Consider the following 15,693-nt stretch of genomic DNA (forward strand, 5'->3'; position numbering starts at 1 on the left):
GTTGTTGCTCATGAGCATGAAACATTTGGCTGGTGACAAAAAAGTATGGGCGGGCAGTGTAGGACGTATCCGTCTGCGGAATCGCCGCCCTTGGCGCTATCGCGTCTCATTCGCGGTATCCCGATTATTCTTTTATGCAGCATTGCTGGTGGTGGTGTTTACCGTGGCATGTGCGATTGTACCGGGCTGGATTGCGCCTTATGATCCAACTCAGATGATGACGGATGCCATTCTGCAGGCTCCTTCTGCTACGTATCTGTTCGGGACGGACTACTTTGGCAGGGATATCTTCAGTGTGGTTGTGCATGGAAGCAGGGATTCGCTGCTCATTGGATTTGCTTCCGTTCTTGTGGGCGGTATTGTCGGTAGTGCGCTTGGTATTATCTCCGGTTATGCCGGAGGAATTGTCGATACCATCACCATGCGTGCCGTCGATATTCTGATGGCTGTACCCGGCGTGCTCCTGGCATTGTCTGTTGCAGCTGCTCTCGGGCCAGGGCTGATGAATATTGCACTGGCTGTTGCGGTTTCCTCCATTCCGGGCTACGCACGGGTGATGCGTGGGCAGGTCATATCAGTTAAAGGTCTGCCTTTCATTACAGCGACACGTTCACTGGGCGGTTCCAATACCCGTATTTTCTGGAAACATGTACTGCCACATTCGTTGTCACCCTTGCTGGTCATGGCTACGCTGGGCGTAGGGACATCAATTCTTACGGGTTCCGGACTCAGTTTTCTGGGACTTGGGGTGTTGAAGGAAATACCGGATTGGGGCGCATTGCTCTCACAAGGTAGAGGTTATCTGACGGTTGCCTGGTGGATCTGTACGTTCCCGGGTCTGGCGATCACGTTGTTTGTACTGGCGGTTAATCTGATTGGAGACGATATTCGCGATCGGCTGGACCCCAAAGTAAAAGGAGCGGCTTGACCGCTATTCCAAAATATAAGAATTTATAAGTTTCACCCTATCCATTTTTATATTTCACTGCGAAACGGTAGCTGTGCCACCAGAGGACGGCGACAGCCGTTTACGCTTGAGGAGGAGATATTCATGTCACATGTTGTCATTATTGCCGGATCACCTTCCAAACGTTCGCGTTTGACAGGTCTGACGGATTACAGCAGCCAAAAATTAACGGAGGCAGGCATCACCGTTGAAGTCATTCACGTTGTGGATCTACCTGCTGAGGATCTGGTGCAAGCCCGGTTTGACAGCTCATTCATTCGTGATGCACTCGCTGTCGTGGAAGCGGCGGATGCAGTTATTGTGGCTACCCCGGTATACAAGGCATCGTACTCGGGAGTGCTCAAGCTGTTCCTGGATCTGATTCCGCAAGAAGGGTTGCGGGGCAAGTTGACACTTCCGCTCGTGATCGGTGGCTCTATAGCTCATCTGCTCGCCATTGATTATGCATTGAAGCCTGTTCTGGCAGCCCTTGGTGGAAGACATATCTTGGGTGGCGTGTATGCTGTGGATCAGGGAATTGAACGATTGGATGATGGGAAATTCGTACTCTCGGCAGATGTGACCACACGTCTGGATCGCTCGCTGGATGAATTGATATTGACACTGGAAAAGGATGGGATTACGATATCATAAAACCAAGTAAGTATATTGGATAAATCGATATAAGATCAAACGTCTGCGGACGTGGATACGGAGGCGCTCATGAATATCGAGAATATTGAAGCATTTGTATATATCAATCATTATGGAAGCTTCAATAAGGCTGCCGAAGTACTCTTCTTGTCCCAACCTTCGGTTACAGCTCGCATTCAGTCACTGGAAAGGGAGCTGGGCTGCAAGTTGTTTGATCGGCTTGGCAAACAAATTGTGCTTACAGAGGAAGGTAGGAAATTCCTTCCATATGCGCAGCAAGTGCTGCAAGTGATTCAGAAGGGCAAGCAGAAGATTCAGCAACGGCGATCAACACCGGATGCTCTTCGGCTCGGTAGTACAGTATCGGTATCTAACTATGTCATTCCCGATTTTCTACCTAAGATCAAGGAAGCTTACCCCGAAATTAACATCAAATTGACTACAGCAACGACGGATCAGCTGATTGCCAAACTGCTTGGTCAGGAGATCGATCTTGCTTTTGTGCGCAAGGTCATGCATCCTGCGATCCGTACGGTTGCTTTTTATGAAGATCCAATCCAGCTCTATGTGTACAAAGGACATCCATTCATTGAGAGCGGGCATGTCAGCATGGAGGCGATCCGGAATGAGCAACTGGTCTTTTTTGAATGTGGTTCACTGGACTGGCTTCGCATTCACCGGGCTTTCGACTCGCTGGAACATCCGCCGAATATTACATATCATGTTGATAATTCGGAGACGGCAAAGAAACTGGTTATGCAAGGGGCAGGCATTGCCTTTCTCCCGGGACTCACGGTGAAGAAGGAAGTGCAGAATCAGGAGCTGTTCCCCATTCAGGTACATGAGGTAGCAGGTGTATCGTTGCAGATCAGCGTCGTTACTTTAAAAGAAGAATATTCGCCATTGGCAGAGCCCTTCGGGGAACTGCTTCGGAAGTTATAGATTGTTTGTAAGATTCAACAACAGTGGTCCAGCACAATCAAGGAGGAGAAGGATATGAGTATTCGTGTTGGCATTTTGGATCAGACTCCCATCTATGAAGGGGAAACGGCGGTGGATGCTTTTCGGCATACGATTGAGCTGGCACAGCGGGCAGAACAGCTTGGATTCCATCGATTCTGGGTGTCGGAGCACCATGATTCAGGGCATGTTGCAGGTTCCTCCCCAGAGGTACTCATCTCCCACTTGCTTGCGCATACAAAGCGGATTCGGCTGGGGTCTGGCGGAGTAATGCTTCAGCATTACAGTCCATACAAAGTCGCCGAGAATTTCAATATCCTCGCCGCGCTCGGACCAGGAAGAGTTGACCTGGGAATCGGTCGTGCACCAGGCGGGTTACCACGTTCGACACAGGCGTTGCAGGAAGGTATTCAGGAAGCCGCATCTCTTCAAGAGAAAATTGTTCAAGTGAAACGATACATCCACAATGTGCCGCTTGAAGATCCATCCCATCCACTTGCAGGTCTCAGCGCTTCGCCTGTGTCCGACATTCCGGCGGAACTGTATGTACTTGGAGCGAGTGTTGATAGTGCGGGCATGGCTGCGGAACTGGGACTTCCATATGTCTTTTCACTGTTCATTAACAGTAATATAGAGGTAGCGCTTCAAGCGATCCGTGTATATCGTGAACAATTCGATCGTTCCCAAGGACGGGAGCCCTACGCTGCACTAGCCATATCGTTAATTGTGGCCGAAAGTGAGGAAGAAGCGGAAGGACTTGCGAGCGAGCATATGCTGGTGAAGATTCATCTGGAGAGTGGTAAGGTGCTAACCGTCGGTTCTGTGGAACAGGCGGAAGAATTCGGCCGTCAATCAAACGAAACCTATCGGATCGAGATTCTGGAGCCAAGTGTGACCCGGGGTACGAAGGAAAGCGTAGGTCAGGCACTGCTGAAGTTCCAGCAGGAGTTTGCTGTGGAAGAGTTCATTGTGACTACAGCTACACGGGACTTTACCAAGCGAATTCGTTCATTCGAATTGTTGCGTGAGATTCTGGCAGAGCAAGGACTAAGTGAATTTGCACTGGAATCCAAGGCACAGGAAGCTGCAATCGGATAGAATTAGGCAGTTAAGATAGCAGTGAATATATACGAATGGGAGGCCATGTGATGAAAAGTGATCTGGAACAGCCCAAGCAGCATTCTGAGCAACAAGCACAGGGCCCCGAGCATGAACTTCACGGTGAACGGGCGGAAGAATTCGCGGAACGTTTAATCACTATTCGGCGACACCTGCATCGTAACCCGGAATTGTCCGGTGAGGAAAAGGAGACGACGGCAGCCATTCGCAGTTGGCTGGAAGAGGAAGGCGTCCATATTGCAGACGAATATGCGCTCCGGACAGGGCTTGTCGCTGAAGTAGGCCAAGGGAACGGACCTGTGGTCGCCCTTAGAGCGGACATTGATGCGCTGCCCATTCAGGAAGAGACAAAGCTGGAATTTGCCTCCCAGGTAGATGGAAAGATGCACGCTTGCGGACATGACGCACACACGGCAATTCTGATCGGTGCTGCACGATTACTGAAACAGCGTGAGTCCATTCTACCGGGAAAAGTACGGTTGATATTCCAGCCATCGGAGGAAAAAGCAACGGGTGCTCGGCAAGTGATCCAGAGCGGCGCATTATCCGATGTACGGGCCGTATTTGGGTTGCATAACAAGCCTGATCTCCAGGTAGGTACGGTGGGTATTCGGGAAGGCGCATTGATGGCAGCAGCAGACGGTTTTGTTGTCAAAGTGGAAGGTGTAGGCACCCATGCAGCTGTGCCTGAAGCCGGCATTGATCCAATCGTGGTTGCCGCACATATCGTTACGGCACTACAGGCCATTGTGAGTCGCAATGTGGGAGCACAGGAGAGTGCAGTAATCAGTGTCACCAAGCTCCACAGCGGCACAGCCTGGAACGTTATTCCGGATGAAGCGATCCTCGATGGCACAGTGCGTACCTTTGATGAGAAAGTGCGTGCACGGATTCGCGAGCGTTTCAATCAGGTAGTCGCCGGTGTTGCGGCAGCCTATGGCACACGGGCTACGGTTCGCTGGATTCAGGGACCACCTGCCGTGGTCAACGATGAGTCTCTGGCATCTGCGGCGGAGCAAGTTGCAAGTCAGATTGGACTGAATAGTGTTAGACCGTTACCTTCTCCAGCAGGTGAGGACTTTTCCTTTTATCAAAAAGAAGTTCCCGGCCTGTTCCTCTTCCTGGGTACCTCTGGCCCGCATGAGTGGCATCACCCTGGCTTTGATGTGGATGAACGGGCACTGCCGCTGGGAGCACATCTTCTGGCTGCACTGGCTGAACAGGCACTACACAATGTGCAAGCACATCAAGAGTGATGAGTACAGTGAATCACTGGATCATATCCAGATCGAAACGGTTCCGTTCGACGGTAACCGTTTTTCGTATTCTCTTTTTTAAGTGAGAGCGGGGTAGGGACGACGAGTCGTTGAGTCTTATCGAACGATAGGGTGGTGTGTCCATCAGACCGGTCGCTGACTTCTCTTCCTATTCATTTATGTACATGATCTGTGCTATTCTAGGAGCGGTAATGATCGTTTTTGCCTATGAACGGCGTAGACCCGGGACAGGTACATCTATGAGTTGATTGCCAGAAGAGAAAGTGGTGACGAACGTTTGAAGTCTTCGATGAATGCAACATCCAATGGGAAATTAAATCCGGTATCCTTTTCGTTTATCCGGTTTTATATGCTGGCCTTTTTATTTTTTGCGGCAAATTCAGCTTTGACGATTATTCTGCCCCTGAGAAGTGAGGCTGCGGGATTAAATCAGGCTGAGATTGGTCTGATGATGGGGGCATATATGTTCACCTGTATGCTCTTGAGACCTTTTGCAGCACAGCTGCTGGGTAAGCATGGGCCACTGCGTGTGATGCAATGGCTATTGCTTTTACATGCCGGGACGCTGTTGCTGTTTGTTGTTTTTGGTGTGGAGACGTATCTGTGGTTGCGAGCCCTGCAAGGGGTGGCTACAGCCTTTTTCTCCATGACGATGCAGGCAGGTATTGTGGAAAAGCTGGAGGACAAAGACCGGGCACAAGGGCTTTCCATGTACACCCTCTTTACGATGGTTCCTTCTCTGGTCATTCCAATCCTCGCCATACAAATCTGGGAAAATGCCAGTGATCTGGCGTTTACGCTGCTGATGATCGGACTGGCGGCGCTGCCACTTCTGATTGGATATAATGTGGATCTGCCGCGGAGTACCGTGCAGAACAAATCGTACACCTTGGGCGATATGTTTCGTTCATTCGGCGGCATCTGGCGCAGTACGCCACTGCTGATTAGCAGTGTGGTGATGTTGTTTGCGTCCTGCGTCTTTGGGGCGACAGCGACCTTTCTTCCCTTGTATATGGTATCCACCGGACTGGCGAGTGCAGGCGTATTTCTGACGATTCAGGGATTGGTTGTGATCCTGTGCAGGTTTATTTTGCGCAAAAAAATTCCGTCCGATGGTAGCTGGAATACCTGGCTGATGGCCGGGTTAATGCTGTGTGCAGCACTGGGTACCCAATTACTCAGCTTAATGGAGATCATCGGGCCATTGGTGTATCTCTCCGCGGTGTTTAGCGGTTTTGCCCTGGCACTGTTGTACCCGACATTAACCACATATCTGTCTTTTGTGCTGCCTGCGGATTCCAGATATGTACTCATGGGGATCTTCATGTCCTCGTATGACCTCGGATTCTCTCTGGGTGGATTGGCGATGGGGCTTATTGTACAGGTGAGTTCGTATTCGACCATGTTTATGATCTGCACGTTGCTCTCTATTACAGCGATGATTCTGGTGTTGGTGTTCAGGCAACGGATGGAAGCGGGCAATAAGGCCAGATCTGTGGTGGCAAGCTGAACCGTATGGTAGTGGAATGATCTTGGGCAGTGATAGACAGCCGGATGTTGCTACCAGGTATCAGTTATTGTGCTGCGATTGGAGCACCGATGTGGGAGCGTAAAGTAAAAGGCTTATGGACTGAATTTTCTGGGACGTACCGCAGGGTACGAAGCTGTAGGAGACAGACCATGAGTCTTTTATTTAATCAATTTTCTGGACGATTTCGTAAAAATAGTTTGACAACGACCATCTAACAGGATTATAGTCATTGTTGTTAATCGTAATAATTACTATTAAAGTCCGAATTACGCAGACTGCACATATAAGGAGTAGATTTCTATGACACAAAAGCAAGTTCCGGTAACCGTACTGAGTGGTTACCTTGGTTCAGGGAAAACGACGGTTTTGAATCACGTGCTCAACAACAGACAAGGGCTTAAGGTTGCTGTAATCGTCAACGACATGAGTGAGGTTAATATTGATGCTGCGCTGGTTAAGGGGGAGGCAACCTTGTCTCGAACGGAAGAGAAGCTGGTGGAGTTGTCTAACGGCTGTATCTGCTGTACCTTGCGAGATGATCTGATGCAGGAGATTGAGAAGCTGGTGAACGAAGGCAAGTATGACTATATTTTGATCGAATCCACGGGCATCAGTGAACCTGTTCCCGTTGCACAGACCTTTACATACGCCGATGAGGAGTCGGGTATTGATCTAACTCGTCTGGCCCGATTGGATTGTCTGGTAACGGTGGTGGATGCGAATCGATTCTGGCATGATTTTGGATCAGGACAGAGTCTTCTGGATCGTAACCAGGCGACCGGAGATGAAGACACCCGTGATGTCGTAGATTTGTTGATCGATCAGATCGAAACCTGTGATGTGCTGCTGAACAAATGTGATCTGGTCGATGAGACCGAGCTGAACAAGCTCGAAGGTATCATCCGCAAGCTACAGCCTAACGCCAAGATCATTCGGACGGAGAACGGACAGGTGAATCCGTCTGAGATTCTGAATACAGGCCGCTTTGATTTTGAGAAGGTGAGCATGTCCGCTGGATGGATTCAGGAATTAGAAAAGGAATCGCATACACCGGAAACCGAGGAATATGGCATTGGTTCCTTTGTGTATCACCGTAGAAAGCCATTCCATCCTTCCCGTCTGGCAGAATTCATGAGTTACTGGCCGGAAGAAGTAGTACGTGCCAAAGGTTTAGTATGGCTCGCGGCCGAGGGGGATGTGGCTGCAAGCCTGAGTCAGGCGGGACCATCCATTCAATTTGGTCCTGCGGGACATTGGGTCGCGGCGTTGCCGGAAGCGGACAAAGAGGAAATTTTACGTAACGAGCCGGATGTTCTGAAAAAATGGGATGCCCAGTGGGGAGATCGTCAGACGGAGCTTGTCATCATTGGGATCGAAATGGAACGTGCGATCATTGAAAATGAGCTGGACCAGTGCCTACTCAGTGATGAAGAAATGCTGGCTGACTGGGGCCATTTCGATAATCCATTGCCATGGCCTGTGGAAGCCGTATAACTCGGAAGTTGATGTTCTAAACATAAATTCAATCGATAAGGAGCTGTAATTCATGGCTAAAAAATCAAAAGTGGTACGTGAGAAGCAACGTCAGGCGATCGTGGCAAAATATGCGGACCTGCGCCGGGAATTGAAGGAAAAAGGGGATTACGAGGCATTGCAGAAATTGCCGCGTAATGCATCTCCAACCAGACTAAAGAACCGTTGTGAAGTGACAGGCCGCCCGCGGGGTTATCTACGCAAGTTCAAGGTGTCTCGGATTAAATTCCGTGAATTGGCCCATCAAGGACAGATTCCTGGTGTAACGAAATCCAGTTGGTAAAATGATCAAGGGGGGCATTTTGCTGAAAGGATGTGCATTTTCATGCTGGATTTGTTTACGTTACGAAGAATTCAGTCCGTAATGAACGGCTATATTCACGAGAAGGTACCTGCGCCACTACGTACGATGGTGAAGTTGACGTATGAGATGAATGACAATGAACTGATCCTGACCGAAGAAAGACCGGCCGAGGAACGGTATCAATGGGACAAGATGCACATTGCCCGATTTTACTGGGAAGAAAATCAGTGGAAAGTGTATGCCAGAGATGAACAGAGCAGCTGGAATCCGGTAGATGTTATTACACCTTGTTCTGATTTTGAGAATGTGCTCGAGCAGGTGGAACGGGATGAGGCTGGACTGTTCTGGCGTGAGTGAGAGTAATACGAATAAAGAATCAACCATCCAGGGCACGATGACGAAGACATGGATGAACTTATATGAAAAAAGACCGAAGAAGACTCTGCATGTTGTACGCAGAGTCTTCTTTTGCGTCAGCTTGTTCAAGGAATACGTCCCTTTCCCTATAACGAATGATTGTGCATCATTCGAAATTGCATAGGGGTTACGTTTTCCTGTGTTTTAAAACATCGGATGAAGTAGCTTGACTGTGAAAATCCCGTTTCCAGCGTAATTTGTTTAATGGAAAGGTTGGTTGTTGCGAGCAGCTGTTTCGCATGTAGTAGCCTGGATTCCAAGAGGAATTCCGGGAAAGAGATTCCAAACGTCTGACTGAACTTTCGGCTAAAGTATGTTGTACTGTATCCGGCAATCCCGGCAGCGTGGTCTAGTGTAATGTGCTCGTTACTATGGGAACGAATATAATTTCCTGCTTCACGAATTCGCTCTGAAGTGTGATTTAACGAAACATTGATTTGGCTCGCCGCGGATTGCAATCTGGTCAGAAGCTCATATAGTGTAGCTGCCACACTGTGCTCGTCCTCCACCTGATAGCCTCTGCCTAGCTCCAGCAATCGATCCATGAGCGCGGTAACCACCGGAAAGTTGGAACATTGAAACAGCCAGGGCTCGTCAACGCCTTTTCCATTTAACAGCTCTTCGAGACGAATACCGTAGAAGTGAATCCAACGAATACTCCAAGGGTCATCCAAATCTGAATAGTAGGTTTGTCTGAGACCGGGACCGTAGAGGAATCCCTGCCCTCGTGTTAGCTCATAACGAGTGGTTCCCGTGTCCAGGAATCCTTTACCTTCAAGTACAAGGTGCAAATTATAGCAATGATCCAAGTTGATATCTTTCGTTCGATATTCCCGATTCACATAATGTTTCGGAAAGTCACTGTACCCTCCAATAAAATCGGGAAAGCATATATGTCTGGGAAAAATCGGCTTGGGGAGAAAGATGTGTTCTTTCACGTGCATCCTCCGTTTGAACGCAATATTTTTATGTAGTGAACTGAAATAGATTCAGCCTACTGTTATTTGAATCTTGGACAATGACAATATTTTATTATAAGTCGCATAATCTTGTCATTTATTATATGTGAAGGTTCCAATAGAATGGAGGCAATATGGCACGTTAAGGGGGCAATTGAAGGTGGCAAAATCAATCCAAATGGATGAATTGAAAATGGGGGTCTGTTATTACCCCGAGCACTGGTCAGAAGCGTTGTGGGAGGACGATTTCCGCAGAATGCGAGAGATGAATATTACGGTTATTCGGATGGCTGAATTTGCATGGTCCATCTTTGAGCCGGAAGAAGACCAGTTCGATTTTAGTTTTTTCCAGAAGGCATTGGATCTGGCGCATCAATACGGGTTAAGTGTTATTTTGGGAACACCTACTGCAACTCCACCAGCGTGGTTAACATCCAAATATCCAGAAGTATTAAACGCAAATAAAGACGGGGTGTTGTATCAACATGGTATGCGGCGTCATACCAACTACAGCAGCCCAATCTTCAGACAGCAATGTGAAAAAATCGTGCGTAATATGGTGATTGCCTATAAAGATCATCCGGCTCTTATTGGCTGGCAGATCGATAACGAATTCAATTGTCATATGGATGTTTTCTATGCTGTGGCTGACCATGTCGCCTTCCGTGAATGGTTAAAGGATCGTTATGAATCGTTAGAGAATCTGAACCAAGCATGGGGAACCGTTTTCTGGAGTCAGACCTATACCGACTGGGCTCAAGTTCACCTTACCCGAAATATGGTCAGCCAATCGCCAAATCCTCACCTGGCATTAGATGAAAAGAGATTCATCTCAGCCAATACGATTTCATTTGCCAAGCTTCAGGTTGATATCATTCGCGAATTGGACCCTGAACATTGGATCACAACGAACGGTACGTTTGGACACTTGGATAATCATGAAATGACAGAGGAGCTATTGGATTTTTTCTCCTATGATTCGTATCCGCAGTTTGCCACGATCTTCCCAGGGACAGACGATAACTCATTACAAGATCGGGCCTGGAGCATGAAACTGTCGAACGTACGCAACATGTCACCGAACTTCTGCGTCATGGAACAACAGTCTGGGCCAGGAGGCTGGGTTGACAGTATAGGTATGGGTACACCAAGACCGGGACAGATCCGATTATGGTCGTATCAATCTGTTCTTCATGGAACAGATCTGCTCGTCTACTTCCGCTGGCGGACGGCAACGTTTGGCACCGAGATGTACTGGCATGGCATCAATGATTACCATAATCAACCTAACAGAAGAGTACGCGAGGTTGCACAAGTAGGGAAAGAGTTTGCCAAGATCGGGCGTGTTATTGCGGGCACTACATATCAAGCCGATGTTGCGATCCTACAGGATTACGATAACATCTGGGATGGAGAGTTGGATGAGTGGCACGGCCCGCTTCAGCAACAGAGTGTACGCTCCTGGTATAAACAGCTCCAGTATCGTCATATTCCGACGGACATGGTTACACTGCAACCAACGACAACACTGGATGCGTTATCCGATTATAAGGTGATCATCTATGCTCACCCGGCCATCATGACAGACGAGACAGCAGAACTTCTGCAAGCCTATGTCAGTCAAGGAGGCACTCTGTTTTTCGGTGCGCGCACTGGATATAAGGATCTCAGGGGACATTGTTATATGAGACCGTTTCCTGGGGCTGTCGCTGAGTTGTGTGGTGTAACCGTAGAGGACTTTACCTTAATCAAAGGAACCATTCCAGCAGCTGAGCTGCAATGGAATGGGGCGAGTGAGCGACTTCAGGAGGGAACGTCAACGGCCGGATTTAACGAAGTTCTTCATGTGGAGCATGCTGACGTACAGGTTGTGGCTGAGTATACATCCGAATATTATGCAGGTAGTCCTGCATTGACCAAACGTACGGTAGGTCAGGGGCAAGTATGGTATTATGGAGCGGCTTACAATGAACCGGTCGTAGATGCTCTCCTGGATGAAATAGAGCTATCTTCACCTGTGGGTGACCTGGTAGAGGTATCGTCCGAAGTTGAGCTTGGTATCCGTTCTGGTAAGGATAAAGCTTATGTCTTTTTACTCAACTACTCGGATCAACAAGTCCCCATTAAGCTTAAGAAGCAAGCAAAAGAGTTACTGTCAGGTACAACACTTCAGAATGAGATCAACATGCCCGCGTATGGTGTGTTCATTTTTGAGATCGATTTGCCACATTAAGAAATTCATTCATTCATATATGTTATATATAGAAAGAAACACCAAAAACGCCTTGCAGCCCTTGCAAGGCGTTTTGTATATGCATGATGTGTAATATGTTTTTAGCATGGATGGACTGTCACGGAATACATTTCGTATACCTATGCTTCGTACAAAATCTCACCTGTCCGGGATACATCATATCCCTCGAATGATTGCAGTTCCTGCCTGAACTCTGATGATTGGAGAATTCGCAGTACAGATTCTGTCCAGGCTTCATTACCTTGCTTCCTCAGCATGACCAGGTCATAGCGCTCCTGAGTGAGCGGGACAAAATCAACCTGCCCCACAAGTCGCGCAGCCTTTTCAATGCCAACTCCGACATCAGCTTCACCTGAACTGACTTTGGCAGCCACGCCCATGTGACTGGTTTCCTCGGTTTCATATCCGATCAGACCTGTGGATGGAATTCCATGCAGCCGAAGTTGCTCATCCAGCAATACTCGTGCGCCAGAACCTTTCTCCCGATTAGCTAGTCTCAGTTCAGACTTGCTCAGATCGGTCCAATTTTGCAAGTTCTGCGGATTACCACGCTGTACATACAGTCCGGCAGGACGTGACAGCAGGTTCACCACAACATAAGATCGCCCCGTCAGAATTTTGCGGATATACGGCAGATTATATTCACCCGTATCTCCGTCGAGCAGATGGGTGCTGACCAGATCGGACTCACCGCGATACATCGAGATAAGTCCGTCCAAGCTGCCCATGAACGAGCGTAGCGGACGGATGTCCCGAGTTTGTTTTTCCATATGGCGCATTAGGATATCCAGACTGACATCCTGACCAGTTATGACCAGATGCCGTGGTGCAGCAGTCATTGTATGAGCAGAACTCGCAGGAGTAATCGCATGCGCAGACCCAACGGGTGTAGTCGATTGTAAGGAAGTCGCCTGAAAATCACCCTGACCTGGTTGAGTCCCCGATGCCGAGGTCTGATGCGGAGTCGGGATACGCTGACCTGAGGACTGAAGTTGCTTGGAGCGACGTTTATATGCCTCCAGATCGGTAGCATCAATCCGCATTTGTTTACCCACACGGTATGCGACAAGATCTCCCTTTTTGATCAGGTCATAGACCGTCAGTTTCGATATTTTGAGCAGCTTGGATATTTCTTCGGTTGTGTAGGATTGCTCCTCCGTCATAAGTGAAGATCCTCCTTCAAAGGTATAGAGCAACTATGGTTTTGTTATAAATGTTTCTTGTACTATATCATTAATTGAGGGATGCCATAAACGTGAGAATATGTAATAAATCCATAGGACAGGTATCAAAAATCAAATGTGATAGAAATCACCTTCCCATTTTTTTTGTCTTGTGTATAATTAGATATAATTAATTATATCTAGTTATAACTAAACATAACATTGGGGGAGAAGTATATGAGAAAGAGAATCGGATATGTATTAGGAAGTATGTCACTGGGACTAGCCCTTGTGTTGGCTGGTTGTGGCGCAAGTACAGGCACTACGGATACGTCCACGGGGGCAGAACAAACGACTTCAACGCCAGCGGCATCAGGTGAAAGTTCATCAGCAGGCAATACAGATCCTCAGGAAACGGTAGATCTGACGATCTCTGCGGCTGCCAGTCTGACCGATGCGATGAAAGAGATTGAAACCAATTATGAACTAGCGAATCCCAATATAGAACTGAATTTTAACTTTGGCGCCTCGGGTGCCTTGCAACAGCAGATTGAACAGGGTGCCCCGGCTGATATCTTTGTATCGGCGGCAACGAAAAATATGAATGCGCTAGTGGATGAAAACCTGATTGCATCGGGCGATCAGAAGAATCTGCTACAGAATTCACTGGTGGCGATTGTGCCAGCAGATGGTACCAATACAGTGGCCAGCGAAACGGATCTCACCAGCAATTCCATCAAGACGGTAGCGATTGGAATTCCGGAAAGTGTGCCTGCGGGAACCTACGCCAAGGAAGCTCTGACGAATGCCAAGCTATGGGATGAACTGGAAAGTAAACTTGTGCAGGGGAAAGACGTTAGACAGGTTCTTCAATATGTAGAGACAGGTAATGCAGATGCAGGATTTGTCTATAAAACGGATGCTCTTACTTCGGATCAGGTGAAAATTGCGTTTGAGGTGGACAAGAACAACTACACACCTGCCAATTATCCAATAGGCATTATCGAAGGAACAAAACACCGTACAGAAGCTGAACAATTCTATGCGTACTTGCAAACCCCTGAAGTGCTGGATATCTTCGCGAAATACGGATTCACAATTCCAGAATGAATGTGAACGCCATAGACTGGTCCGTATTCTGGTCACCGGTGCGCCTGTCGCTTCAGGTTGCATTGTTATCCAGCGTGGTGGCAACTGTGCTCGGGATCGCGATAGCCTGGAAGATGTCACGGACTTCATTTCGGGGAAAGATTCTACTGGAAACGGCATTTATGCTGCCGCTAGTCCTTCCCCCAACGGTGGTCGGATTTCTGTTACTTGTCATATTGGGGCGTAAAAGTCTGTTTGGACAATGGATTGAAGCCATATTCTCCGCACCGGTTATTTTCACCTGGTGGGCTGCGGTGATTGCTTCGGTGGTGGTTGCTTTTCCACTTGTGTATCAGACGATGAAATCGGGATTCAGTGGTGTGGATCGTGATCTGGAGGATGCAGGTCGTTCGATTGGTGCAAATGAGTGGCAGGTTTTTCGTTACATTTCCCTGCCGCTCGCAGGCAGAGCATTGATGACCGCTTTCATCCTGGGCTTTGCCCGTGCACTCGGCGAATTCGGAGCGACACTGATGATTGCAGGCAATATTCCGGGCAAAACACAAACGGTACCCACGGCAATCTATGTCGCTGTAGATTCGGGCAATCAGACCATGGCTTGGGCGTGGACTGTTTCCATTATTATCATCTCATTTCTCATGTTACTGATGACCAGACAGCAGCGAGATGGAAAAAATGACTGATTTGATATGTGTTAATATTATATATAAAATGATTAAAAACCCGTTTTGAGGAAAGAACTTTTTTCCTTAACGCGGGTTTTTTATTACCAATTTCATATGTACCAATATCAATATCCTGCCAAATTGGTCTTAATGGAAATGTAAAGCTGTTTTAACATAAAAAAATAAAAATTTTCCCGAAATTTAATCGTTCAGTACTCGCTTTCAGTGGGCTTGTTCCTGTAAGATAGAAGTAATGGATTCCAGCCAAGTACTGAAATAAGGAGAGACGACGATGAACACTAAATCTGATTGCGGCGTTTCGTTGCAAATTGATGACTATCTGGATCTTTTGCATTTTGCCATCCAAATTCAGGATCAGGAATGGCAGCAATCCCTTATCCGCCAACTCAAAATATTTCAGACGGCGACGGAGCAACAACGCACACCCGAAGAGGAACTATGGACACGGTTTGATTACATCAACAGCAAACTGACAGGTCTGTGCCACCAGATTCATGCCGCTCATTCCATGGACGAACGCAAGAAGTTCGAGGAACGGATCGGTCTCTTACAATTACAGCGAGTGGAAGTTGCACGTAAAATTAAATGGGCGAGTCGCAGATAGATGAGTAGTGTACACACCAAGTGATGCACCGCCAAAATGGTATAATTAGTGAGAGTCATACAAGAAGAAGCCATCCGCCAATAAAGTGTACCCTTTGTAAAGGACATTTTGAAAAAAAACTAGGCAACTTGTTGAAGCTGCTGTCTGTATTTTACAGGCGGCAGCTTTTTCAAATT

The 15,693-nt window shown here is 47.8% G+C and carries 15 protein-coding genes; 13 read left to right on the forward strand and 2 right to left on the reverse strand.

Going from position 1 to position 15,693, the window contains the following annotated elements:
- Positions 1-10: 10 nt before the first annotated feature.
- The 9 genes from J2Z28_RS14560 to J2Z28_RS14600 all read left to right on the forward strand — a co-directional run bounded on the left by J2Z28_RS14560 (position 11) and on the right by J2Z28_RS14600 (position 8,681).
- Positions 11-928: an ABC transporter permease gene (locus J2Z28_RS14560; RefSeq protein ID WP_211083009.1), complete on the forward strand. Its 918-nt coding sequence runs from the start codon at positions 11-13 to the stop codon at positions 926-928.
- A 123-nt stretch (positions 929-1,051) separates the two neighbouring features.
- Positions 1,052-1,600 carry an NADPH-dependent FMN reductase gene (gene ssuE / locus J2Z28_RS14565; RefSeq protein ID WP_036605818.1) on the forward strand — a complete coding sequence of 183 codons (549 nt, stop codon included), beginning with the start codon at positions 1,052-1,054 and terminating at the stop codon, positions 1,598-1,600.
- A gap of 69 nt (positions 1,601-1,669) precedes the next feature.
- Positions 1,670-2,542, forward strand: coding sequence for a LysR family transcriptional regulator (locus J2Z28_RS14570; RefSeq protein WP_076253264.1), 873 nt, complete (start codon positions 1,670-1,672; stop codon positions 2,540-2,542).
- Between the two features lie 54 nt (positions 2,543-2,596).
- Positions 2,597-3,658 (forward strand): LLM class flavin-dependent oxidoreductase, encoded by a 1,062-nt coding sequence (locus J2Z28_RS14575; protein WP_211083010.1) that lies wholly within the window; start codon positions 2,597-2,599, stop codon positions 3,656-3,658.
- A gap of 50 nt (positions 3,659-3,708) precedes the next feature.
- The gene (locus tag J2Z28_RS14580) at positions 3,709-4,935 is read left to right on the forward strand and encodes an amidohydrolase (protein ID WP_244988291.1); all 1,227 of its coding nucleotides are present in this window, start codon (positions 3,709-3,711) and stop codon (positions 4,933-4,935) included.
- Positions 4,936-5,200: 265 nt separating this feature from the next.
- Entirely contained in the window at positions 5,201-6,466 is a 1,266-nt protein-coding gene (gene cntE, locus J2Z28_RS14585; protein WP_415841459.1) for a staphylopine family metallophore export MFS transporter CntE, read from the forward strand.
- Between the two features lie 321 nt (positions 6,467-6,787).
- Positions 6,788-7,981: a GTP-binding protein gene (locus tag J2Z28_RS14590; RefSeq protein WP_211083011.1), complete on the forward strand. Its 1,194-nt coding sequence runs from the start codon at positions 6,788-6,790 to the stop codon at positions 7,979-7,981.
- A gap of 52 nt (positions 7,982-8,033) precedes the next feature.
- A complete protein-coding gene (gene rpsN, locus J2Z28_RS14595; protein WP_036605831.1) occupies positions 8,034-8,303 on the forward strand; it encodes a 30S ribosomal protein S14 in 270 nt (89 codons plus the stop codon).
- A 42-nt stretch (positions 8,304-8,345) separates the two neighbouring features.
- Entirely contained in the window at positions 8,346-8,681 is a 336-nt protein-coding gene (locus J2Z28_RS14600) for a DUF3024 domain-containing protein (protein ID WP_211083012.1), read from the forward strand.
- 146 nt (positions 8,682-8,827) lie between these two features.
- Here J2Z28_RS14600 and J2Z28_RS14605 read toward each other — a convergent pair whose 3' ends face one another.
- Positions 8,828-9,679 carry a helix-turn-helix transcriptional regulator gene (locus tag J2Z28_RS14605; protein ID WP_211083013.1) on the reverse strand — a complete coding sequence of 284 codons (852 nt, stop codon included), beginning with the start codon at positions 9,677-9,679 and terminating at the stop codon, positions 8,828-8,830.
- Positions 9,680-9,860: 181 nt separating this feature from the next.
- Here J2Z28_RS14605 and J2Z28_RS14610 point away from each other — a divergent pair, with 181 nt between their 5' ends.
- Positions 9,861-11,933 carry a beta-galactosidase gene (locus tag J2Z28_RS14610; RefSeq protein WP_211083014.1) on the forward strand — a complete coding sequence of 691 codons (2,073 nt, stop codon included), beginning with the start codon at positions 9,861-9,863 and terminating at the stop codon, positions 11,931-11,933.
- A gap of 140 nt (positions 11,934-12,073) precedes the next feature.
- Here the strand turns inward: J2Z28_RS14610 and J2Z28_RS14615 are convergent, their stop codons facing one another.
- Positions 12,074-13,117 (reverse strand): substrate-binding domain-containing protein, encoded by a 1,044-nt coding sequence (locus J2Z28_RS14615; RefSeq protein ID WP_211083015.1) that lies wholly within the window; start codon positions 13,115-13,117, stop codon positions 12,074-12,076.
- 237 nt (positions 13,118-13,354) lie between these two features.
- On the opposite strand from J2Z28_RS14615, the gene modA reads away from it, so the two are divergent.
- From modA to J2Z28_RS14630, 3 genes are all read left to right on the forward strand, one after another.
- The gene (gene modA, locus J2Z28_RS14620) at positions 13,355-14,227 is read left to right on the forward strand and encodes a molybdate ABC transporter substrate-binding protein (protein WP_211083016.1); all 873 of its coding nucleotides are present in this window, start codon (positions 13,355-13,357) and stop codon (positions 14,225-14,227) included.
- Positions 14,224-14,910 (forward strand): molybdate ABC transporter permease subunit, encoded by a 687-nt coding sequence (gene modB, locus J2Z28_RS14625; RefSeq protein WP_211083017.1) that lies wholly within the window; start codon positions 14,224-14,226, stop codon positions 14,908-14,910. The genes modA and modB overlap by 4 nt, the downstream gene beginning before the upstream one ends.
- Positions 14,911-15,184: 274 nt before the next feature.
- Positions 15,185-15,517, forward strand: coding sequence for a hypothetical protein (locus tag J2Z28_RS14630; protein WP_017692504.1), 333 nt, complete (start codon positions 15,185-15,187; stop codon positions 15,515-15,517).
- Positions 15,518-15,693 lie beyond the last annotated feature (176 nt).

Origin of the sequence: Paenibacillus xylanexedens, from assembly GCF_017874615.1 — a bacterium.
Lineage (GTDB): Bacteria > Bacillota > Bacilli > Paenibacillales > Paenibacillaceae > Paenibacillus > Paenibacillus xylanexedens.

Bases quoted from the DNA above. Each gene is read 5' to 3' on its own strand.
- ssuE (WP_036605818.1), top strand. From the start codon at position 1,052: ATGTCACATGTTGTCATTATTGCCGGATCACCTTCCAAACGTTCGCGT.
- rpsN (WP_036605831.1), top strand. From the start codon at position 8,034: ATGGCTAAAAAATCAAAAGTGGTACGTGAGAAGCAACGTCAGGCGATC.
- J2Z28_RS14575 (WP_211083010.1), top strand. From the start codon at position 2,597: ATGAGTATTCGTGTTGGCATTTTGGATCAGACTCCCATCTATGAAGGG.
- J2Z28_RS14600 (WP_211083012.1), top strand. From the start codon at position 8,346: ATGCTGGATTTGTTTACGTTACGAAGAATTCAGTCCGTAATGAACGGC.
- modA (WP_211083016.1), top strand. From the start codon at position 13,355: ATGAGAAAGAGAATCGGATATGTATTAGGAAGTATGTCACTGGGACTA.
- J2Z28_RS14615 (WP_211083015.1), bottom strand. From the start codon at position 13,117: ATGACGGAGGAGCAATCCTACACAACCGAAGAAATATCCAAGCTGCTC.
- J2Z28_RS14560 (WP_211083009.1), top strand. From the start codon at position 11: ATGAGCATGAAACATTTGGCTGGTGACAAAAAAGTATGGGCGGGCAGT.
- J2Z28_RS14630 (WP_017692504.1), top strand. From the start codon at position 15,185: ATGAACACTAAATCTGATTGCGGCGTTTCGTTGCAAATTGATGACTAT.
- J2Z28_RS14590 (WP_211083011.1), top strand. From the start codon at position 6,788: ATGACACAAAAGCAAGTTCCGGTAACCGTACTGAGTGGTTACCTTGGT.
- modB (WP_211083017.1), top strand. From the start codon at position 14,224: ATGAATGTGAACGCCATAGACTGGTCCGTATTCTGGTCACCGGTGCGC.
- J2Z28_RS14570 (WP_076253264.1), top strand. From the start codon at position 1,670: ATGAATATCGAGAATATTGAAGCATTTGTATATATCAATCATTATGGA.
- J2Z28_RS14580 (WP_244988291.1), top strand. From the start codon at position 3,709: ATGAAAAGTGATCTGGAACAGCCCAAGCAGCATTCTGAGCAACAAGCA.